This is a genomic window from Pseudomonas sp. KBS0710, assembly GCF_005938045.2.
Lineage (GTDB): Bacteria > Pseudomonadota > Gammaproteobacteria > Pseudomonadales > Pseudomonadaceae > Aquipseudomonas.
This window is the reverse complement of sequence record NZ_VCCF02000001.1, coordinates 1,928,654-1,950,738: the sequence shown is the minus strand read 5'-3', so window position 1 is coordinate 1,950,738 and position 22,085 is coordinate 1,928,654. Positions and strand designations below refer to the sequence as shown.

General features: G+C 60.2%; 21 protein-coding genes and 1 tRNA gene. 16 read left to right on the top strand and 6 right to left on the bottom strand.

What is annotated here, in order from left to right:
• Window positions 1-29: 29 nt before the first annotated feature.
• Genes FFI16_RS09170 through FFI16_RS09130 form a run of 9 tightly spaced genes read left to right on the top strand, consistent with a single transcriptional unit; the run spans window position 30 to window position 12,203 of the window.
• Complete coding sequence (locus FFI16_RS09170; RefSeq protein WP_138814998.1) at window positions 30-914, top strand: TatD family hydrolase; 885 nt, start codon at window positions 30-32, stop codon at window positions 912-914.
• Window positions 911-2,131 (top strand): metabolite traffic protein EboE, encoded by a 1,221-nt coding sequence (eboE, locus tag FFI16_RS09165; protein WP_138814997.1) that lies wholly within the window; start codon window positions 911-913, stop codon window positions 2,129-2,131. The genes FFI16_RS09170 and eboE overlap by 4 nt, the downstream gene beginning before the upstream one ends.
• Window positions 2,121-3,557: an alkaline phosphatase family protein gene (locus FFI16_RS09160; RefSeq protein ID WP_138815392.1), complete on the top strand. Its 1,437-nt coding sequence runs from the start codon at window positions 2,121-2,123 to the stop codon at window positions 3,555-3,557. Before eboE ends, FFI16_RS09160 begins: the two co-directional genes overlap by 11 nt.
• On the top strand, window positions 3,536-4,675 hold the full coding sequence (locus tag FFI16_RS09155; RefSeq protein WP_138814996.1) for a hypothetical protein: 1,140 nt from the start codon (window positions 3,536-3,538) through the stop codon (window positions 4,673-4,675). The genes FFI16_RS09160 and FFI16_RS09155 overlap by 22 nt, the downstream gene beginning before the upstream one ends.
• Window positions 4,676-4,685: 10 nt before the next feature.
• Window positions 4,686-7,049, top strand: a complete 2,364-nt coding sequence (locus FFI16_RS09150; RefSeq protein ID WP_138814995.1) for a hypothetical protein — start codon at window positions 4,686-4,688, stop codon at window positions 7,047-7,049.
• Window positions 7,050-7,108: 59 nt separating this feature from the next.
• Entirely contained in the window at window positions 7,109-8,032 is a 924-nt protein-coding gene (locus FFI16_RS09145; RefSeq protein WP_138814994.1) for a hypothetical protein, read from the top strand.
• Window positions 8,033-8,043: 11 nt separating this feature from the next.
• Window positions 8,044-9,330 carry a hypothetical protein gene (locus FFI16_RS09140; protein ID WP_138814993.1) on the top strand — a complete coding sequence of 429 codons (1,287 nt, stop codon included), beginning with the start codon at window positions 8,044-8,046 and terminating at the stop codon, window positions 9,328-9,330.
• 3 nt (window positions 9,331-9,333) lie between these two features.
• Window positions 9,334-11,142, top strand: a complete 1,809-nt coding sequence (locus FFI16_RS09135) for a hypothetical protein (protein ID WP_138814992.1) — start codon at window positions 9,334-9,336, stop codon at window positions 11,140-11,142.
• Window positions 11,143-11,153: 11 nt separating this feature from the next.
• The gene (locus FFI16_RS09130) at window positions 11,154-12,203 is read left to right on the top strand and encodes a hypothetical protein (RefSeq protein WP_138814991.1); all 1,050 of its coding nucleotides are present in this window, start codon (window positions 11,154-11,156) and stop codon (window positions 12,201-12,203) included.
• A gap of 8 nt (window positions 12,204-12,211) precedes the next feature.
• Here FFI16_RS09130 and FFI16_RS09125 read toward each other — a convergent pair whose 3' ends face one another.
• The gene (locus FFI16_RS09125) at window positions 12,212-12,508 is read right to left on the bottom strand and encodes a putative quinol monooxygenase (protein WP_138814990.1); all 297 of its coding nucleotides are present in this window, start codon (window positions 12,506-12,508) and stop codon (window positions 12,212-12,214) included.
• A gap of 401 nt (window positions 12,509-12,909) precedes the next feature.
• Between FFI16_RS09125 and FFI16_RS09120 the strand changes: the two genes are divergently transcribed.
• From FFI16_RS09120 to FFI16_RS09095, 6 genes are all read left to right on the top strand, one after another.
• On the top strand, window positions 12,910-13,290 hold the full coding sequence (locus FFI16_RS09120) for a DUF1090 family protein (RefSeq protein ID WP_138814989.1): 381 nt from the start codon (window positions 12,910-12,912) through the stop codon (window positions 13,288-13,290).
• 267 nt (window positions 13,291-13,557) lie between these two features.
• A complete protein-coding gene (locus FFI16_RS09115) occupies window positions 13,558-13,989 on the top strand; it encodes a hypothetical protein (protein ID WP_256666240.1) in 432 nt (143 codons plus the stop codon).
• A 57-nt stretch (window positions 13,990-14,046) separates the two neighbouring features.
• On the top strand, window positions 14,047-14,412 hold the full coding sequence (locus FFI16_RS09110; RefSeq protein ID WP_138814987.1) for a hypothetical protein: 366 nt from the start codon (window positions 14,047-14,049) through the stop codon (window positions 14,410-14,412).
• A 333-nt stretch (window positions 14,413-14,745) separates the two neighbouring features.
• Entirely contained in the window at window positions 14,746-16,191 is a 1,446-nt protein-coding gene (locus tag FFI16_RS09105; protein ID WP_138814986.1) for a serralysin family metalloprotease, read from the top strand.
• A gap of 1,003 nt (window positions 16,192-17,194) precedes the next feature.
• Complete coding sequence (locus FFI16_RS09100; protein ID WP_138814985.1) at window positions 17,195-17,626, top strand: hypothetical protein; 432 nt, start codon at window positions 17,195-17,197, stop codon at window positions 17,624-17,626.
• A 361-nt stretch (window positions 17,627-17,987) separates the two neighbouring features.
• Entirely contained in the window at window positions 17,988-18,398 is a 411-nt protein-coding gene (locus tag FFI16_RS09095) for a VOC family protein (protein ID WP_138814984.1), read from the top strand.
• A 268-nt stretch (window positions 18,399-18,666) separates the two neighbouring features.
• Here the strand turns inward: FFI16_RS09095 and FFI16_RS09090 are convergent.
• Window positions 18,667-18,757, bottom strand: a tRNA-Ser gene (locus FFI16_RS09090).
• Window positions 18,758-18,909: 152 nt separating this feature from the next.
• Between FFI16_RS09090 and FFI16_RS09085 the strand changes: the two genes are divergently transcribed.
• Complete coding sequence (locus FFI16_RS09085) at window positions 18,910-19,581, top strand: Bax inhibitor-1/YccA family protein (protein ID WP_058419884.1); 672 nt, start codon at window positions 18,910-18,912, stop codon at window positions 19,579-19,581.
• A 72-nt stretch (window positions 19,582-19,653) separates the two neighbouring features.
• On the opposite strand, the gene murB is transcribed toward FFI16_RS09085, so the two are convergent.
• From murB to FFI16_RS09065, 4 genes are read right to left on the bottom strand one after another with little or no spacing between them, the layout of a single operon-like run.
• On the bottom strand, window positions 19,654-20,673 hold the full coding sequence (gene murB, locus FFI16_RS09080) for a UDP-N-acetylmuramate dehydrogenase (RefSeq protein WP_138814983.1): 1,020 nt from the start codon (window positions 20,671-20,673) through the stop codon (window positions 19,654-19,656).
• Window positions 20,670-21,134, bottom strand: coding sequence for a low molecular weight protein-tyrosine-phosphatase (locus FFI16_RS09075; RefSeq protein WP_138814982.1), 465 nt, complete (start codon window positions 21,132-21,134; stop codon window positions 20,670-20,672). Before FFI16_RS09075 ends, murB begins: the two co-directional genes overlap by 4 nt.
• A complete protein-coding gene (kdsB, locus tag FFI16_RS09070; protein ID WP_138814981.1) occupies window positions 21,134-21,898 on the bottom strand; it encodes a 3-deoxy-manno-octulosonate cytidylyltransferase in 765 nt (254 codons plus the stop codon). The genes FFI16_RS09075 and kdsB overlap by 1 nt, the downstream gene beginning before the upstream one ends.
• The gene (locus tag FFI16_RS09065) at window positions 21,895-22,080 is read right to left on the bottom strand and encodes a Trm112 family protein (protein ID WP_003174668.1); all 186 of its coding nucleotides are present in this window, start codon (window positions 22,078-22,080) and stop codon (window positions 21,895-21,897) included. Before FFI16_RS09065 ends, kdsB begins: the two co-directional genes overlap by 4 nt.
• Between the last annotated feature and the right edge of the window lie 5 nt (window positions 22,081-22,085).

Below are 22,085 nucleotides of genomic sequence, written 5' to 3'. Positions count from 1 at the left end.
ACATCGCCTTCCCTTGACGAGGATTCACCATGCTCAAGTACTTCGATCCGCATATCCATATGGTCAGCCGCACCACCGACGACTACCAGAACATGGCCGCCGCCGGCATCACCGGGGTGATCGAGCCGGCATTCTGGCAAGGCCAGGCGCGCACCAGCCTGGGCAGTTTCGTCGACTATTTCGACACGCTGCTGGGTTGGGAACGCTTTCGCGCGAGCATGTTCGGCATCCACCACTTCTGCACCATCGGCCTGAACCCCAAGGAGGCCAATGACCTGTCGATTGCCAATGAGGTTTTGGAGATTCTGCCGCGTTATCTGGTCAAGGATGGCGTGGTGGCGGTGGGGGAAATCGGCTATGACGACATCACTCCCGAAGAGGACCGCTTCCTCGCCGCGCAACTGGAGCTGGCCAAGCAATTCAACCTGCCGGTGCTGGTGCACACGCCGCATCGCGACAAAATTGGCGGCACCAAACGCACCCTTGCCGTGATCCGCGAAGTGGGGATTGCCGAACATCTGGTAATCATCGACCACCTCAACGAACTGACCTTGCCGCTGGTGCTCGACAGTGACTGCTGGCGCGGCCATTCGATCTACCCCAATACCAAGATGTCGGAACAGCGCATGGTCGCGTTGCTGCAGGAATACGGCACCGAAAAAATGGTCGTCAACAGCGCGGCAGACTGGGGCATCAGCGACCCGCTCAAGGTGCCCAAGACCGGCCAGGCCATGCTCGCGGCCGGGTTCACGCAAGCCCAGGTCGAACAAGTGCTGTTCCATAACCCCGTGGACTTCTTTGCCCAGAGCGGCCAGCTCGACAAAGCCCTGGTAAGCACGCCGCTGCCCATCGACCAGCGCAAGCAATGGCAGGAAAACTCGGCCCTGCGTGGCCAGGACCCGGTGGTCAAATGAGCGCCGCCAACGGCTGGGCGGCCAGCCAGATCGGCTATTGCAGCAATGTGCATCCGGCCCGCGACCTGGCCGCGCTGCGCGCTTCCATCACCGAGCATTTCCAGGGTGTGCGCACCTTACGCGGGCTGGCCGAACAAGACAGCGGCCTGTGGATCTGCGCCCAGGCGGCGGCGCAATTACAGCACGCTTCGGCGCGCACGCAGTTTGTGCAGTTGCTCAAGCAAAGCGGCGTGCGCTTGACCTCGCTGAACGGCTTTCCCTATGGCGATTTCCACCAGGGCGCGGTGAAGGCCGAGGTGTATTTGCCCAGCTGGGCCGACCCGCAACGGCTGGCGTACAGCCTGGACCTGGCGCGCATCCTTGCCCATGCCCTGCCCGACGATTGCCGCCAAGGGGTGATTTCCACGGTGCCGCTGGGCTATGCCGCAACCTGGAGCAAAGCGCGGCAACTGCGCGCCGATGAACACTTGACCCAACTTACGGAGGCACTTGCCGCGCTGCACCGCAGAACCGGCAAGAAAATTGTGTTCTGCCTGGAGATGGAGCCCGACTGTGTGCTGGAGAACACCGAGCAGGCCCTCGCGTTCTTTCAGCGCCGACAGGCCATGGACCCGAACCATGCCTACCTGGCGCTGTGTTTTGATGTGTGCCACCAAGCGGTGATGTTCGAGGATTGTTATCAATCCCTGGATCGGCTGCGTGCGGCCGGTGTGCCGGTGGGCAAGATCCAGCTGTCCAACGCGATGATCTGCCACTTGCCGCCCGACGATGCCACTCGGCGCGACGCCGTGCTCAACACCCTCGCAAGCTTTGCCGAAGCCACCTACCTGCACCAGGTCAAGGCACTCGATGCACAGGGCGGCCGTGTGGCCTGGCCCGATCTGCCGGCGGCCCTGCAGGCGTGCGCCGGGTTCAACGAGCTGCGCATTCACTTCCATATCCCGCTGTTCAGCGAACACCTGTTGTTGCCCGAACTGCGCGGCAGCCAAGTGGCCCTGGCGCAGACCTTTGACTACCTGGCCGCCCATGCCGAGTTCCGCCCGGTGCTGGAGGTGGAAACCTACAGCTGGGGCGTGCTGCCCGCGCAACTGCGACCCACCACGCAACAGGCGCAGCTGGAAGGCATCGCCGCCGAGCTGCGTTGGGTAGAAGGCCAATTGCGCCAGCGCAACCTGCTGCAAACCCTGATGCAGGAGGCGTATGCCGATGCGCTCTGAGCAACCGCTGCTGCTGATCAATGTGGTCGGGCTGACGCCGTCGCTGTTGGGTGAGGCGACGCCGCAGATCAACGCACTGCTCAAGACAGCCCAGATGGCCAGCCTGCAACCGGTGTTCCCCGCCGTGACGTCCACGGTGCAGGCCTCGATCCTCACCGGTGCGCCGCCGTCGCAGCATGGGATTGTCGGCAATGGCTGGTACTTTCGCGACCAGGCCGAGGTGCGTTTCTGGCTGCAACCCAACGCGCTGATCCAGGGCGAAAAGGTCTGGCACACCCTCAAGCGCGAAATGCCAGGCTTTCGCTGCAGCCAGTTGTTCTGGTGGTACAACATGTATGCCGATGTGAGCGCCTCCATCACGCCGCGCCCGCATTACCCGGCCGATGGGCGCAAACAATTTGGCCTGTACTCGTCGCCGCCAGGGTTGCATGAGCAGATCGAGGCGCAGATTGGCGAGTTTCCCTTCCACGGTTTTTGGGGGCCGGCGGCGGGCATCGCGTCGAGCCGCTGGATCGTCGATTGCGCCATGGCCGAGTTCCAGATCAGTCGCCCGCACCTGCAATTGATCTACCTCCCCCATCTGGATTACAGCCTGCAACGCGTGGGGCCTGAGCACCCGTCGATTGCTGATGAAGTGCGCGCCATCGACCACGAAGTCGGGCGCTTGCTGGCCTTCGCCAAGGCCCAGGGCGCGGCGGTGATGCTGCTGTCTGAGTACGGCATCGAAGCCGTCACGCAGTCGGTGTCGATCAACCGCGTGTTGCGCGCCGAAGGCCTGTTGCAAGTGCGCCAATCCTTGAGCTGGGAATTGCTCGACCCGGGCGCCAGCGCGGCGTTTGCGGTGGCGGACCATCAGGTCGCGCATGTCTACGTAAAGCACGCGCAGGACATCCCGCGCGTCAAAGCCTTGTTGCAGCGCCAGCCCGGCATCGAGCAGGTGCTGGACAAGGCCGATCAAACTGCCTGGCAGCTCGACCACCCCCGCAGCGGCGAGCTGGTGGCCGTGGCCGCTGCCGGGTTCTGGTTCGATTACTACTACTGGCTGGATGAGCGCAAAGCGCCGGACTTTGCGCGCACCGTGGACATTCACCGCAAGCCCGGCTACGACCCGGTCGAGCTGTTTATCGACCCGGCGATTCGCTTGCCCAAGCTCAAAGTGGCGCGCCGCCTGCTGCAAAAAAAGCTCGGCTTTCGCTACTACATGGACCTGATCCCACTGGACACGGGGTTAGTCCGTGGCAGCCACGGCCGCCTGCCCGGCAGCACGCAGACCGGCCCGCTGCTGATCACCAATTGCGACCTGGCGTTGCCGCAGCAACTGGCGGCGACGGCAGTCAAGCAACTGCTCCTGGAGCACTTCCTGGGGCGCCCTCACCTCGAACTGGCGAATGCCAAGGAGCTTTCATGCGGCGAGCCTTATCTATAACGGTCCTGAGCGCACTGGCCGGATTGGCCCAGGCACAGGACACCAACCCCTTCGACTGCAGCAACTTTTTGCAGTTTGGAGGCAATCTCGACGCCACCCGGGCCGCCTTCACCCAAGGCCCCGACACCCTCGCCTGGAACTGGTTTGCCTGCCTGAACCAGCCCGCCAGCGCGCAAAGCCCTGACCGGGTGTGGGAAACCCTGAAACCGTCGGACCAGGTCTACCTGCCTAACGGCGCCCAACCGCTGCCCTACGGCCAAAGCGTGCCACCACCGGCCGCCGTGCTGACCCAGGCCCAGGCGATGGGCATGAACCCCAACCGCATCTTGCATAACCTCAACGCCACGCAACAGGTGGACGGGCTGATCCTGCAAATGGGCGGCCAGGTGCCGGCGGCCGAAAAAGGCCAGGCGGTGCGCTTCCAACTGCTGATGGGCGAGGACACCTTCAACTACATCGTGCAGCAGAAGGTTTACAACGTGAATGGCCAGGCCGCACTCACCAGCGACCTGAACTTCCCCTCCACTGCCTGGGAGCTGAAAGCCGCGTGGCTGTGGATCGGTAACGACACGGCCTACCAGCAACAATTGGCCAGCCAGGGTTACTACATTGCCCAGGCCTACTACCAGCAGGGCAAGCAGTATCAGGTTGGCTATGCGGCGCTGAGTGGCTTGCATGTGATCAACAAGTTGAACCCGGACTGGGTGTGGACCACCTTCGAAAACCGTAACAACAGCCAGTACACGGTGACCAACGCCGCACCCGCCGCGCCGATGACCAACAGCACCGGGCCAACAGCGGCGGCGCAGCCGGTGAACACCACCTTCCAGGCCCAATACCCGGCGTTGGCACAGTACGAACTGATCGGCGTGCAATCCAACACCACGCCCACTTTGCTCGCCAACTCCCAGCTGGAATCGGCGTTCCAAAGTGAGTCCTCCTGCTTTGCCTGCCATGGCACCGCGGCCTATTCGCCCAAACAGGGCTACTTCAATTTCGCCTTGAACAAAGACGGCGGCATCGTCTACCCCACCGCGCCGTTGCCCGCCTCCGACTTTGTCGGCTACCACAAACTGGACTTTGTCTGGTCGCTCAAACGCGCCCAGTGGCAACGTTAAGGAGCCTCACATGAGCGTCTTGAATTTCCCGCGTATCTACCTGGGCGGCCATATGTTCTGGAACCCGCCGACTGCCAACAACAACGACATGTACCCGCTGTACGATGCGGTAAAAATGCAGATGAACTGGCCGTTCTTGAAGGCCTTCGACATCACCCCGCTGAACGCCGCCAGCACCTTGTTGCCCTGGACCATCGCCCCGCTGCCGCCCGCCAGCGTGCCCGACTACGTGATGCAGGTGCCGGGCAATGCCGGGCAGTTGACCACGTCGATGATCCCCGGCGAGTGGAACCTGTTCGGCGACAACGCCTGCGGCACCGTGAGCTACAACCAGACCCAGTCGGTGATCACCGGCGGCGAGTTGCCGGGCGGCGGCTATGTGGGCCAGGACCCGCTGATCAACCAGAGTTTCCAACTGCTCGGCAACCCCTTCGGCGGTGCGCCCAGCTCGCCGGCGCGCTTTGTCGACGTGAGCCCCTGGCAGAACACCTTCACCGCGCTGTACTTCGACAAGCTGGTGCTGGGTAATGCCGAGTGCGGCCTGACGCTCAATCGCCAGTTCCGCATGCTCGACCGTTTTCTCAACTTCAACTGGGCCAACCTCGGCGGCCTGGCCTACGTGACCACCACTTGGCAAACCTGTTTCCCCAAAGAGAACCTGGAATGGGTGATCGGCAATTCGGCCTTGCTGCAAAACCTGCAAACCCAAATGGCGCAACAAAATGCCAAGGGCTTGATGTTCCGTTTTTCGACCTACCTGACGTGCTACGACAAGAACGGCATCCTCAACAACTACCCGCCGATCGACACCCACTCCTCCAGCACGGCGGCCCAAGCCCAGGTGCAGGCCATGTACCAACAGGGACTGGATAACGTCGGCGATATTTTCTTTAACCCGGCCTATAGCCGCACGGTCGGCACCCTTGGCCTGTGGCTGGAAGATGAGTTCCCCACCGCCCCCGCAGGCCGGCGCCTGGTACCGGCCGGCGCAGTGCCCATCTACAAGACCTCGCCAGGCACGGCTACCCAGGCGCAGCTCGGGGTGATCTCGGCGCAGGCCCACGACAACACCTTGTCGCTGGACCTGGGCAATGCCTTCCCGTTCTACCCGATCGACAAGGCGGCGGACATCCCGGTCGCGGCCAAATTCCAGGCCGGCAATTACCAGATTGGTATCCGCCAGGGCACGCAATTCAGCCCGCTGGCCAGTTTTGGTTATGACGATTATCAACAAGCAGCCTTCGACAAACGCTCGGGCATCCTCGACCTGCCGTTGGGCGTGGACGCCCAGGCACTCCTGCAAACCGGCACCCTGGAACTGCAACAACCCGGCACCACGCCCGTGATCGCCGCGACCCAGCAGATGTGGACCGCCGAAGTCGTCGAGAGCGCCAGCTTTATCGACGTGGGCGACACCAGAACCCTGCAAGTGATGGTGCAATACGACGGCTTGCCCGCACCCGCCGGCACCACCTTGTGGGTGGCCGAATACGGCAATGCCTACATGCTGTGTACCACCGACTATTACCTGGCCTTCAGCAACGCGGCCAACTTCACGCTGTTTAACAACGACCCGGCCAACCCGGCGAATAACAGCGCCAACTGGCCGCAATTTCAAGGCGCCACCACCCTGCGCAGCCACGTGACCGAGGGCACCGGCCGCCAGTTGATGGCGACACGGCTGGCGGTGTCGGCCGATCAAATGACGCCGATGACCTACCAGGAATTTTTGCCGACACCTGCCGCCGTGGCTTTGAGCCCGACGCTCACGTTCGCCAACCCGATTGCCATGCAAGGCACCCTGCAAGACCCGCTCAACAGTACGGTGCAATACAGCCTGGCGAAGATCCAGACCGACGCCAACGGCATCGCCAACCTGACCGTCACGGCCCAGGCGCCGGGCTTTCCGACCTTGCGCTTCTTTGTGCAGGAAGGTCAGCAAACCCCGACGATCCCGTTCAGCTTCCCGCTGCCCACGGCCTTCACCGACTTCCTCGCGCCGCTGCGGGTGCTGCCGCTGGAACCGCAGTTGCAGCAGAACTTCGTCGACGCCTGGAACCTGATTTATCAGCGCGAAAATGCCGGCCAACTGATCTGGGAGACCTTCATCTACCCCTTCATCCTGCAGCCGTTCTATTACCTGTACCCGATCATGAGCAAGTTCATGCCGCTCAATTCCTTGTCGCGCATTGAGGGCGCGGTGGACCAACTGATTGTGTTGATCAGCAAGCCCTATCAGGAAGAAAGCACCCTGGCGATGCCCATCACGCGGGACATGCCGCAAAGCCGTCGAGCCGTGCTGGAGCTGTGGGCGCAAGCCTTGGTGAAACGCAACTACCCGCCCGTGCAGTTGAGCATGAGCGACTACCACTGAGCCACACACAGGAGCGCCGGGTAGCCCCGCGGCTGCCCGGCACCACACAGGAGTGTCCCATGAACACCAGCCTTTTGAGCCGACTGTTGCTGCTGCTTGTGCTGCTCAGCCCCGCCGCATTTGCCGCCGACGACAGCGGCGCCGTGTACTTCACCAATGGCGTGCACAACAGCGAAGGGTGCAACCCGCAGAACGGCAATTGCATCGCCAAGCGTTTACCGGGCGAGCCGTCCGATCCGTTTTTCCCGGCGCAATGGATCAGCGACTGGACCATGTACCGGGTCATCAACAACTACGCGAAAAACCCGCCGCCCTATAGCAACCCACCCTCGACCCTCACACCTGCCGACTACACGGTCTCGCGCGGGACGAGCTACTACGACGGCACGTATATCCCGGCGGATGGCGACGGCTTCGGCGCGATGATGGAGCACTACGAGAAGTACTGCCTGCCGATCTTCCCGATCAAGAACAACAACTACACCTGCTCGTTCGTGTCCCTGGGCAACAAGGCGTACTTTTTGACTTACCCGCAGGACCGCCCGAAAGACATGCCCGCCTGCTGCATGTTTTCGCCGATGAACCACCCGCCGCGCCAGGACTTTATCGAACACCTGCCCTACAGCGCCGAGCGCAGCAAAAACCTCAACGCCAGCGTGCAGGCCTATGCCCTGGACCTGCAATCACCGGCGGGGCCGATCCTGTTTGGTTATGCCTTCAACAAGCGCCAGACCGGCGCTCCGCCCTACCGTTCGCCGCAGTCGTTCTTCTTTTCCGGGGACACCAGCGTCGCCAATGCGCCGATCGTGAGCCAGAACTACACCAACTTCCGTATCGCCAAACCCGACCCGAAACAGACCTGGGACCAAGTGGCCGCCATGTGCCCGTCGAACCCGCCGCCGTGCCAGTTGTTCGAGCCGCCGGCATCCCAGAGCAACGGCCATAAGGCGCAATGGAACCAACTGATGCAGCGCAAGCCTTGAGGAAGATCATCATGAAAACCCTACTGAGTGTGATGCTGCTGGGGCTGGTCAGCCTGCCGGCCCTGGCACGCGAAGAACCGCAGCCGTCGATGCTGGCCACACAGCTCAACTGCCAGCCGCCCACCAGCGCCCCGGCCGCCAATGCGCCGCAGGACCAGTTCGATCAATACAGCTGGCAGATGTTTGTGGCCCTGAACTGGCCGGCCCAGGATGGGCAGCGCGGCACGCCCAACTGCAACAAACAACCGGGGGATTCGGGCTACACCGTGTGGCAGACCTACAAGACCGTCAGTGAGATCTTCCTGCCGGGCGCCGCCAACCCTGGGCCGTGGAACAGCCCACTGACAGCTCGCAGCCTGGGCATTATCAATATTGCCGCGTTGAAGAACAGTTCGCTGGTCAACTCCATCGACCAGGCGGTCGGCGGCTGGCTGATCGACCAGGCGGGCAACCCGACCTACTACGATATCTCGGCCAACCAGGCGTCCTATAACTACATTGTCGGCAACCGCTTCTACAACGCGAATGTGGTGTCCAAAGCCAATAACATCAGCTTCCCCAATGGGGTGATCGAGATCAAATCGAGCTGGCGCATCCTCACGCCCAAGGACAATGCCAGCCATTACCTGACCCAGATTGCGCGCGTGGCCACGTTCAATAATCAGGGCCAACGCACCGGCGTGACCGAGGCGTATCTGGGGCTGGTGGGCCTGCATATCATCACCAAGGTCAATGGCTACCCGCAGTGGATCTGGTCGACCTTTGAGCAGATCGAAAACGTGCCGCCCAAGGCCAAGGTCAATGGCCAGTGGGTCGATCAACCGGTGTCCGGAACGGCGTACTCCTACTACAACCCGTTGGCCCCGGCCGCCACGCTCAACCAGTCGCCGTGCAACTGGCAGACCCAGGGCACGCAACTGGTCTGTGTGCCCAAGCCCGGCACCACGTTCCAGACGCCGAACCCGCTTAACCGCGTCACACCGATTGCCGACGTCACACGCTGGGTGAACGCCAATTACCAGGCCAACCCCGGCCTGCAACGCAGCGTCATGAAGTACTACCAGCTGATCACCACCCAACGCCCGCTGATGCCCAACAACCCGAGCAACCCGTTGGGCCAGCCGACACCGGCGCTGTCGGCCAACGTGACCATGGAGAGCTACATCCAGCCCAACAGCAGCTGCATGAACTGCCACTCCATGGCGACGCCGGTGAAGAGCCCGTTCAAGTCTGATTTCTCTTACCTGTTCAAATTCGCCAACCCGCCTGTCACCCCACACGCCACGGACAAGGAATAGACCATGAGCATCCTCAATGGACCACGACTGAATTTCTGGGGCGGCATCCGCACGGACGTGAGCTTGCCGAACAACTCGCCGACCATCCCGTTCAATGGCAACCCGCACTGGCCGCTGTTCGACCTGACCACCTCGACCCTGGCGCCGGGGGCGCAGCCTTATACCGATGACCAGTTGAACAATATGATCAACGCACCAGCGGGCAACTACTACACCGCCGGCGGCTGGAACCACTACGGCCAGCATGTGGTGGACATGCAGAACGCCTTGATCAGCTCCCAGGGTGTGCCGGGCAACATCAGCACCACCGGCGACATGATTGGCCAGCCGGTGTACCTGCTCGGCTCGGTAGACCCGGTGACCGGCCAAGGCCCGGTCTCCGGCCCGATGATGGTGGACCTGGACCCCAGCGCCTCGACCACCACGCAGATATTTGTCGGCGGCCTGCAAATTGGCGGCAACGATAATATCCAGTTGCTGATCCGCAACAATGCGGTATGCAGCAGTTACGACGTGACCGGCCGCGTGCTCGACCCGGCAAAAATGGACGCACCGGGCTCGTTCCATGCCAGCGGCACGTTCCAGCTGACCTTCCCGCTGAGCAGCATCGTCAGCTGGAACCAGAACAGTGCCGGCCTCAGGGCAATAATTCAGGCGCCGGGCGCGACGGGCATTGTCTTGCGGTTTGTGATGTTCGAGATGTGCCCGCAGATGACCACAGCGCAGTTGGACGCTGATTACGCCGCCGGCAAGTACACGCCTAACCCGAGCATCGGGCGGGTGATCGGCACCCTGGCCCCGGCGTTTGCCGGCGAGCTGCCGGGTTGCCAGCCGGGCCGCCAGATCGTCAACCAGGCCACGGGCAACGCCGCCTATGCGGCGCTGGGCAACAATGGCTTGCTGAGCCTGGATATGGTCAACGTCATCCCCAAGCAAACCTTCCGCGCCGTGCGCGATGACATCACCAGCCCCATCGGGCCGAATGCCAATTACGGGGCGGTGACCATTGCCGCCGGTGCAGCACCGCTGACGACGCTCAACCCCGCCGCCAGCCCGCTGGTCAATTACTACGTGTACGGCGGTATCGTCGACCTGCCCCTGAATACCAGCCAGCAGCAAGCCGTGAGGACCACGGCGCTGAACATCACCGCGCCCAATGCGGTGAACGGTAAAAAACTCAATGCCACCGAGGCGACGTACCGGGTGTCTGCCGACCAGCGCAATGTGTACCTGGAGGATTACCCCAATGGCCTGACCATCACCTTGCGCATCAGCTACCTGGGTGGGCCGGTGCCCAGCGCCACCAAGGTGAGCCTGGGGGCCAGCGCGCCGGGTGTTTACGATCAAAAGCAGTACATCGACTTTCTCAACTTTCCTGCTTCACTGACCGTGAATGCCGGGCAACAGACGGTGAGTTTCCCGGTCACGCTCAAAAGCGGCAGCGCCGGCCAGGCCGGTTTTGTCGCACTGACCTGCACGGCCAATGGCGTGGACGACGGAGCCTTCTTTACCAACTTGCGCAAATACGCCCAGACCGATTTCGGCATCCCCAAGGGCAGCACCATCACCTGGGCGCAGGTTTACCCGAACGTGCTGCGCTTTCACTACCTGGCCTTCCCCGCCATGTCGCGCTACGTGCCGCTCAACCAGCCCGACGCGATCATGGCCGCGAAAAACGCGATTTTGGCGCGCACCTCGGATGCCTACAAAGGCACCACGCTGTTCATGCCGGTCGTGCGCTCGATGTCGCCGGCCCAGCGTGCGTTGCTGCGCGCCTACCTCACCGGCAGCCCATGGCAGCCGCCGCAATAGGAGCACACCCCATGACCTTGCATATTCCGGCGCGGCCCATTGAGGCCCGGCATCCCATTACACTGATCGCCGACGGCCTGCTCAACCCACGCGGCCTGTGCCTGCAAAACGATGGCAGCCTGCTGTTGGCCGAAGCCGGCTCCGGCCTGGCGGATCAACCCTTCAGCGGCCGCATCAGCCGCTTGCAACCCGACCCTGCGCGGCCTGGCGACTACTTGCCCGGCGAAGTCATTGCCCAAGGCTTTCGCAGCATGAACATGCAGGCACGCATGCTGCGCGATGAAATCATGGGCATATCGGACATCGCCTGCGGTGATGGGCGCTGCCTGGCCAGCCTGACGGATTATGTCGGCGGCTCGCAACTGCTCGATCTGCAATACAACCCGCCTGAGCCGGTGTTCCACAGTCGGGGCAATTTGAATGCGCTGTGCTACCACCCCACCCGCCACAGCTGGCTGGCGGTAAAGCCGGATACCAATCAACTGGTGGAATTCACTGAAGGCCGGGACGAACGAGTGCTGGCGCGACTGCCGGAACTCGATCAAGGCCAGGAAGCCGTGCCCGTGACGCTGGTGTACGAACCGCACACGGACGCGGTGCTGATCAGCCTGTTCTCTGGCGAACTGCACGGCGACCCGGCACGCAAGGGCACCGACTTTGCCGACTTTGCCGGCCAAGTAATCCGCGTGCACCCGGCCAGCGGGCAAATAGAGGTGGTGATACGCGGCCTGCAATTGCCCACGGGCCTGGCGTTGTGCCCGCGCGGCAGGTTGCTGGTGCTGGAGCTGTGCAGCCACCTGCAACAACCGCTGCTGCCGGACTGGAACGGCGAGCCGCTGCACGGCGGTTTTACCCGGTTCAGTGGGCGTTTGCTGCGTTGCAACCTGCACACCCGGGAAGTCGAAGAGCTGGTGCGCGGCCTGGATACACCGTCCAATTTATGCGTGGTGCCGGGCGCTGTGCTGATCAGCGAAGGCATGGGCCTGGCCGGTCGGCCAATCCCCACGCCCTACAACACTGTGGTGCCATTGAGCGGCAAGATAAGGCGGGTGCCGCTCTGATAACGGCCTTATACCGCGTCCTCCAACAGCAAAACGGTCGCAGGCCCGGCACGAAACGATGGATTGTGCTGGGCCGCTGCGACCATATGAGGGGCGACATGGTGGGCGTCCAATGCGGCCTTTGAGGCCCACTTTTCGATGAGGACAAAGCTGTCGGGGTTGCCCACCACGGGATGCAGATCGTAGCGCAGGCATCCGTGCTCGGCCCGCACCTTAGGCGCCAGCTGCTCGAACGCGGCCGACTGCTGCGAGCCCTTGCCGGGCTGGGTATTGATCATCACGACAAGCTGCACTTCATTGGACATGAATACACCGTTGCTTAGGCTGGATAAGGATCGAGCACAGTACTTGAGCCTGATGCCTGGGTGCAAAAAACATAATACACACGCGGTTTTCACGCGGTTTTCACAGTGGCGCGCCTAGCCTGAACTCAGCTCCTACGTGAACACCTTTTAAGCCCGCGCCCCCATCGTGGGCTTTTCTTTGTCTGATTTGCGTGCTGGCCGAGCGGTTAGAGGTGCAGACAGCCAGGTCATGACCCGCCAACAACGTGAAAGCATTCACACTTCTGCAACGCCAGTGTTGAAGCACAAAAATTGCCCCAATAGTATTTCCCTCCACCCGAGCGCTCACTCTTATACGGATATTGCTCTGCGCCAGCTCGGGCGCTGACGCGTGTGCAGGCAATCAAACATTGAGGTTTGCCATGCGTCTTAACAAACTCGCACCCGCCGCCGCCCTGTTCAGCCTGTTTACCCTGCCCGCCCACGCCGCCGACCTGACGGCCCTGACGGGCGCCCTGTCCTCCGCCCTGGGTGGCAGCAGCAACAACACCGTCAACACCACTGCCAACAACGCCTCCTGCCAACAGCAGATCCGCGACCTGCAAACCAACATCAATGCAGCCAACGCCAAAGGCGACACTTTGCGCGCGACAGCCTTTCAGGCAGCCCTGACGCAAACCAATAAAAGCTGCAGTAACGCGCGCTACAACACGCAGGCGCAGGTGGATACCAACCCTCAACACCAGCAGAACGTGAACAAGGCTGCGGATGCGATTAATGCGATTGGTGGTTTGTTCAAGTAAGTCGAGATGTGATGTGAGATGAGCCCGCGGTTGCGGGCTTTTTTACCACCGGTGTTTGGCTTTCTGCCGTGTGCGGTTCGGGGAGGCAGACGTGCTTTAATGCACGCCTATCACCACAGCAAAGGGAATTGCCCGATGAGAAAATACCTCCTGTGCTCGCTATTGGCACTGACTACGGGGTGCAGCACGGGGCCCTATCTGCATCCGGAATCGTCTGTGGGCCAGCCCGCTCTGCTAGAGCGCACCTGCCCGGGTGCACACGCCGCTATGAGTTTTACGGCGCAACCCGAGGCACTCAACTGGGTCCGCGTACTGGTGTATGTCGCGCCACCGGGCACGCGCAGCTGGCCGGGCAATGTAAAGTCAACTGACACGGAACTTCGACTGTTCGGCCGTCTCTATAAACCGAGCCAAGGCTACACAAAAACGCCGCTGTGGGTGAGTGCCGCATCACCTGAAGTGACCGTGCAATTGGCATCCGGGCGCAGTTACCAGGTCAGCGTGGAGCAGTTGAAAACCGGATTTGACCCCAAGGAAATAGCCGACTCCGACACCAAAGGCACGCCTTTGGGCAAAGGTGACATGGACGACTTTACGCTGACCTTCCCGGCCATCTTCGTGAATGGTGAAAAAGTCCCCATGGCGCCGATTCACTTTAAAAAGCGTGAGGAGCGTTATGCACCAGTGTTCAACTGCTGAGTTGAATCGCCAGGCGGTCATGGAACAGGTACTTGTTAAATGTTAAGGATATTTCAAATGAACGGACGCACCTTGCTGGTCGTTATGTTGCTTGCCTGCCCCACACTGTCCGTTGCAGCCACCCAACCTGGTGACGGGAAGGTACTCGGGGCAAGCGATGGCCTGATGTACTCCCGGGCGCAATTCACCTGCGGGACGCTGCCCGCTGATCTCGTCGCCGATTATGTAAAAGCATCCAAGCTGATTGCAGGGCCAAGCGCGGAATACGATGAAGGCTATGAGCAAGTTGTCTCCCGAGGGGCGCGTAATTGGCCGGCCATCCCGAGCGCTGAGCAGCGAGCACTCGAATGCCAGAAGTCGAAAGAGGACCTGGCAATCAAGGTGAAGCTGGCACAACGCTGGTTTCCTGAGGCATACAAGTAAAGCGCCGGGATCACTGCGCCAGTGTTTTTCAACAGAACGACCCATTTCTTCCCGCGTCGGCACGCTCATTTACGGGCATGAGTACTGTAAATATAACGAAGCGATATGACGTGGATAAATCATTGGCTCGAACGATAACGAGCAACCGCCACTCACTCGCTTGAACGCCCGCAGAATGTTTAAGGATATTTCAATACGTTATATATTATATTTAATTTTTAAATAATACTAAACGCCTTACTCCTTTATAAAGATGAACACAACAAGAAAACAACGAACACGTGATAAGCCTATAGCACTCCACACTCAATGGATACGAAGGAATGTAAACTTATGACTGTCTCAACGAAAAATCTTGTTAATCCAGGTACTTCTTCGGCAGGTTTCCAAACAAGTGAAGACTACCAAAGCCTCCAGAGTTTTTCACACGCGTATGATCGAGGAGGTTTCACTATAAATGGAAAGCCGTCTTACACCATTGCGCAGGCCGCTGATGAAATAACCCGGGGCGGTTACTATTGGGGTGATAATGACCATAACGGCAAATACAATTTCACCTACAGCTTTCTGACCTCAGAAAGTAAATCTTACGCCGCCGAGAAAGTTTCTGGCTTCGCCGCTTTCAACGCACAACAGAAGGCCCAGGCAGCCCTTTCGTTCCAATCCTGGTCGGACGTCGCCAATATCTCATTCCGTGAATCTAAAAGTGGAGGCGACGCCCATATATCCTTGGGCAACTATAGCAATGACCTGCAGCATGGCGGTGCGCGGTCGGCTTTCGCGTTCTACCCAAACAACAGCGGAAACAGTGACGCGTTGTTTTATACCAATAAAAACTACCAAGAAAACTTAACGCCCGCGAACGGCAATTACGGCCGTCAAACGCTAACCCATGAAATTGGCCACTCGCTGGGACTGCAACACCCAGGCGCCTACGATGCCAGCGTTGGCCAGCCGTCCTATTCGGATGCGAAATATGCCGAAGATACACACGCTTACTCCGTGATGAGTTACTGGAGCGAGAGCAACTCCGATCAAAACTTCAGTAAAGGCGGGAGCGAAGCCTATGCAGCCGGCCCGCTAATCGACGACATTGCTGCGATCCAGAAGCTCTACGGCGCCAACTACGCCACCCGCGCCGGCGACACCACCTACGGGTTCAACTCCAATACCGGGCGGGATTTCTACAACGCCACCTCCAATGCCGACAAGCTGGTGTTCTCGATATGGGACGGTGGCGGCAACGACACCCTGGACTTCTCCGGTTTTACCCAGAACCAGAAGATCAACCTCAATGAAGCCTCGTTCTCCGACGTCGGCGGCCTGGTGGGTAACGTATCCATTGCCAAGGGCGTTACCCTCGAGAACGCTTTTGGTGGCGCAGGCAACGACCTGATCATTGGCAACAACGCCGCCAACATCATTAAAGGCGGTGCCGGCAACGACATCATCTACGGCGGTGGCGGTGCGGACCAACTGTGGGGCGGCGCCGGCAACGACACCTTTGTGTTCGGTGCCAGTTCCGACTCCAAGCCGGGGGCGGCGGACACGATTTTTGACTTCATCTCGGGCTCCGACAAGATCGACCTGTCGGGCATTACCAAAGGTGCAGGCTTGAGCTTCGTCAATGCATTTACCGGGCATACCGGTGATGCGGTGCTGAGCTATGCCTCGGGCACCAACCTGGGCACCTTGGCGGTGGACTTCTCCGGGCATGGCGTGGCGGATTTCCTCGTCACCACCGTGGGCCAGGCAGCCATCAGCGACATCGTGGCGTGATCTAAAGCGCGGCGCTCTAGCGCCGCGCTCCATGACGGAGCAGAAGTTGCTGCGCCTCTCTCAATTGATCGCCGGTGCTTCACAGGTGTTGTTCGTGTTGGCAGGAGCTTACGTAATTGTGGGGCTAGAAGATATTCGGCCTTTAGACTAATTGTCGTAGAAGTACCACATTACAGATACCACTGTGGCAACCCATCCCAGGGTAAGCAAAAATGATAGACCTGCGAGCCGCTTATCCATGGTGCCCTATCAAAAGTCAGATGAACGCAATACGAACGCCTCCAGTCAGAGTCGTTCAGTGTTCTCAGTATGCGGTGGCACATGCCTGGCACACCCGCTGGCGATCAATCCCTGGTCGACAGCGTTAGTAATTACCATAGCTCAATGAGGGCGACCACCAGGAACCTTTTGCATAATCTGGAATCTGTGCTGCTTGCTTTTACATCAATCTGTTAGCGAGCGCCCCGCATGATCTTGAGAAACACCTTAGTGTGCATTGCGCTTGTCGCCGCCGGCTTCCTTGCCGGGTACGCAGCGAAACCCACCCGCGAACTTCAAGTAACAGCCGGCCAACTCATAGAGTGCGGCCGGGTAATCATGCCTACTCTGGGTATGTAAGTGTGATCTCTGCGTCAGAAAACTTGACCTTTTCCCCGACCATCGTCCAAGACCAGGCGGTCGAACTGCCGATAAGCCACGCTCCCGTTCCTCATGGTCATCCCAGGCGCTAGCGACGAAGGCTGGCTGGGGGCTCATCCAATCGCAAGCGAGTCTTCAGCCCTGGCTTCGCTGCGCTGTGCGTTTTAGTGGCTGTGGTTGAGCTGATAGCGCTGAACCACTTCTACGGTGTGCGAGGATGAGGTGAAGGCGGTACGCTTATATCTTGTTACAACCATTCGCCCGCAGGACCCGCCCGCAAAGAACTTCAAACTTTTGGACGAGTCCCAATGACAGGCGTGCTTTAACCGTGAGCGCCTGCTGACAACCCATAGAGGTTCACAAAATGAAAATGACACTGCCCGCCCTATTTGTGGGCGTCCTCATTTCGCAAGGAGCGATGGCTGCCGGAGATGGCACAGCCGCCCTTGGAGGCGGCGTTGGTGGTGCACTTGGCAACATCGTAGGTCAACAGCTCGGCGGCTCAACGGGCGCGGCGGTAGGCGCTGGTGTAGGTGGTGCTGCCGGCAGTGCTGTCGGGGCTCAAAGAGGCAACAGAGCGGAAGCTGCATTAGGCGGCGGTATCGGCTCGGCTGGCGGTTCACTCATTGGTAATCGCCTTGGCGGTACAACCGGCTCGACTATCGGTGCAGGTCTCGGCGGCGCGGCGGGTGGCGCACTAGGAAACAACCTGGCGGATGATGAAAGTAATCATCGATCCGATGGTAAAAAGCACAAAGGCAACAACAAACATAAACACAAGAACAAGCATCGTTAGTTTCTAACGCTGTTACATCGAAGCCCGGCCCAGCGCCGGGCTTCTTGTTTCTGGCAGGCGCCCTGCTCTGCTAGGGTGGCCCGCTCTGATCGCAGTGCAAGGCCCGATATGCAACTCGCCAAGGCAATCGCGAAGTCCTACTGAGCGCAACCTTTCACATCCCTTTCACACTCGGGCGCTTATGGTTACCCCAGCTCCTAGAGAACATCCCTTTAAGCCCGCTATCCCCCATCGCGGGCTTTTCTTTGCCTGCGATTTGGAAGACCGAGACTTGCCCTCGCCGCCTTACCCGACGACCGCTATACACCCCCACCTTCAAAATGACACGATAACGCCTCGCCTTCGTAAGCAGGAATACAGGATGTTCAGTCACGTAACCGTTGGGACAAACGATCTTGATAAGGCGTCTACCTTCTACGACGCGGTGCTGATCCCCTTGGGGCTCTGTCGTAGGCCTGTAACCCCTGATGGCGGGCCACCTTCGGCGTGCTGGGTCAAGCCAGACAGCGCTCTCCCGCGCTTTTATGTGTACAACCCTTATGACCGCAATAAGGCCGGAGCAGGAAATGGCAGCATGGTGGCTTTCACTGCGCCCTCTGCAAATGCGGTAGATACCGCCTATGCAGCTGGGCTTCTTGCGGGTGGATCAGATGAAGGTGAACCTGGCCAACGCCCACACTATGGTGACGGTTACTACGGTGCTTACCTGCGTGATCCAGATGGCAACAAGGTACATATCGCCTATCGTGGAGATTTGCATGTGGCGGGATAGGCGCCGCTCACCGTATTGGCTTGAAGCCCGCCATTGCGCGGGCTTTTTGTTGTCTGTGCAGACTATCCCTCAGAGGGGGGCTGCAGGCCACGAATGGTAGAGCGCGAAATCAAATTTTTGTAGGGAGCCGATCAAAGGATTTGGGACATTTCTTTGCATCGTGATCGCCGGGCGCCGGAAAGGCGAATAGAAGGCCCCCTAAGCTGATGGCTGCACCAAACCCCAGAAACGCAAAAGCCCCGCAATCGCGGGGCTTTCGTGTAAATCTTGGCGGGAAACCAGGGATTCGAACCCTGGAGACGCTATTAACGTCCGCCGGTTTTCAAGACCGGTGCATTCAACCACTCTGCCAATTTCCCTTTTGCATCACAGGATTATAGTAGCCCATCCCGTGTCAGCGGGCGCCATAATACCCGAATGAAACACACTGTCAAACTCTTGCCATGGCTTGTTACAGAGCGTCTGTTATGATCCTTGCGACTGAATGTTTCAAAACTGAAGGAGTGTCGCCATGCGCGAACAGAATTACGCACTGAATGGTAACGCGCAGGCTGAGCAGCTTGAAGTCAGCCGCGTGTTGCGCAACACCTACGGCTTGCTCGCCCTTACCCTCGCGTTCAGCGGCGTAATGGCGTATGTGGCGCAGCAGATGCGCGTCGGCTACCCGAATATCTTTGTCGTGCTGATTGGTTTCTACGGCCTGTTCTTCCTGACCAACAAGCTGCGTGACTCGGCCTGGGGCCTGGTGTCGGCGTTTGCCCTGACCGGTTTCATGGGCTTTATCCTTGGCCCGATCCTCAACCGTTACCTCGGCATGGCCGGCGGCGCGGAAGTGGTCAGTTCGGCATTTGCCATGACGGCCCTGGTGTTTGGTGGTCTGTCGGCCTACGTGCTGATCAGCCGTAAGGACATGAGTTTCCTGGGTGGCTTCATTACCGCAGGCTTCTTCGTGTTGCTGGCGGCGGTGGTTGCCGGCATGTTCTTCCAGATCAGCGGCTTGCAGTTGGCGATCAGCGCAGGTTTTGTGCTGTTCTCCTCCGTGTGCATCCTGTTCCAGACCAGCGCCATCATCCACGGCGGTGAGCGTAACTACATCATGGCGACCATCAGCCTGTATGTATCGATCTACAACCTGTTCATCAGCCTGTTGCAGATCTTCGGCATCATGAGCCGCGATGACTGATTGCTAGCGCAATAAAAAATGCCCCGTATCGAAAGATACGGGGCATTTTTGTTTTCACAGGATTGCTAACGCTCAGTACTGGTTCGGTTCCATTTCCAGATCAACCTTGAAACGCTCGGCAATATCACGTTGGATACGCAGCGCCAGGTTAGCAATGTCGTGCCCGGTGGCCGCGCCATAGTTGACCAGCACCAGCGCCTGCAGTTTATGCACGCCGGCATCGCCGTCGCGAAAGCCTTTCCAGCCGGCTTTATCGATCAGCCAGCCAGCGGCGAGCTTCATCTGCCCATCGGCCTGCGGGTAGGCCACCAGGTCCGGGTACTGCGCCTTCAGCTCAGCCGCCAGCACCTGGGACACCAGTGGGTTTTTGAAGAAACTGCCGGCATTCCCCAGTTCTGCCGGGTCGGGCAGTTTTTCGCGGCGGATGCTGCAAATAGCGCGGCTGACATCGCTCGGCGTCGCCTCGGTGATACCCTGCGCGGCCAGGCGCTGCTGTACCGGGCCGTAGTCGAGTTTGAGGTGGCTGGCGCGGCTCAAGGCGAAACGCACGCGCAGGATCAGCCAGCGCCCGGTTTCGTGCTTGAACAGGCTGTCGCGGTAGGCGAAGTTGCATTCCTGCAGGCTGAAGTCGCGCAGCTCGCCGGTGTTACGATCCAGCGCGGTGAGGCCGGCAAACACGTCCTTGATCTCTACGCCGTAGGCGCCGATGTTCTGCATCGGCGCAGCACCGACGGTGCCAGGGATGAGGCTGAGGTTCTCCAGGCCGCAGAAACCATGTTCCAACGTCCACAAGACAAACGGGTGCCAGGCTTCGCCCGCTTCGGCCTCGACCACCACGTGTACACCGTCGTCCTGCAGCAGCCGAATGCCCTGGGTGGCCATGCGCAATACCACTGCCTGGATATCCTGGGTCAACAGCAGGTTGCTGCCACCGCCGATCACCAACAGCGGTAACGACTGCGCCGCCGCATAGACCAAGGCTTCACGCACATCGGCGTCGCTGTGGGCCTCGGCAAACCACTGGGCGCGCACGTCGATGCCGAAGCTGTTGAATGGCTTGAGCGATACCTGCGCAAGCACTTGCAAGGTCATAACCGCCCCTTCAATTCGATTACCAATAAATCACAGGCCCGTTCGATAAGGTCCAGGACCCGCTCGAAACCTTGCTCGCCTTCGTAGTAAGGGTCTGGCACTTCGTCCACTTCGGCGTCATAGCGGCGCAGGAACAAGTCCAGCTCGGCTTTGCCTCGGCCTGGGTGCAACGCCTTGAGGTTGCGCAGGTTGCTGTGGTCCATGGCCAGGATCAGGTCATATCGAGCAAAGTCTGCACGGGAAACCTGCTGGGCACGCTGGGCCGACAAGTCGTAACCGCGCACCCGCGCCGCACGCTGGCTGCGCTGGTCCGGCGGGTTGCCGACATGCCAATCACCCGTGCCGGCAGATGCCACTTCAACCTGGCCGGCCAGCCCCGCTTCGCGCAATTTATGGCGCAGCACACCTTCGGCGGTGGGCGAGCGGCAGATATTGCCCAGGCAGACGAACAGAACCTCCATCAGGCCCCCAGCAGGCGGCGAACGCGCTCAAGGTCTTCCTGGGTGTCGACACCGGCTGGCGGTGCTTCCAGCGCGTCGCCCACGTGGATACGCACGCCGTGCCACAGGGCACGCAACTGTTCCAGGGACTCGGTATTTTCCAGCCAGCACGGCCCCCAGCTGACGAAGTCATGCAGGAAACCGGCACGGTAGGCATAGATGCCGATATGGCGACGGTACGGCACGCCCTGGGGCAATGCGTCGGGCTGTTTGGCGAATGCATCACGCGCCCACGGCAGGGTCGAGCGGCTGAAGGTCAGCGCCAGGCCATTGATATCGCTGACCACTTTGACCACGTTCGGGTTGAACAGGGTCTCGATGTCTTCGATGGGCTCGGCCAGGGTCGCCATGCGCGCCTCGCCATGGGCGGCCAGGTTGGCGGCGACCTGATCGATCACGCACGGCGGGATCAAGGGCTCGTCACCCTGCACATTGACCACGATCGCATCGGGAGCAAGCCCCAACTGCGTGGCGACTTCGGCCAGGCGGTCGGTGCCGGAATTGTGGTCTTCGCGGGTCAGCACCGCTTCAGCGCCGAAACCTTTGCAGGCCTCGATAATGCGCGGGTCGTCGGTGGCAACCACCACGCGCTCGGCACTGCTTTTACAGGCCTGCTCCCACACCAGCTGGATCATCGGCTTGTCGCCGATCAATTGCAGCGGCTTGCCCGGCAGGCGCGTGGAGGCGTAGCGCGAAGGAATGACAACGGTAAAGGCGGTGGTCATTTATCCAGGCGCTCATCGGTGGTCAGGGTACGGGCTTCGCTTTCCAGCATCACCGGGATGCCATCACGGATCGGATAAGCCAGGCCGGCGCCCTTGCTGATCAGCTCGGTTTTGTCGGCGCTGAGCTTGAGCGGGCCTTTGCAGATCGGGCAAGCGAGGATGTCGAGCAGTTTGGTGTCCATGAGTA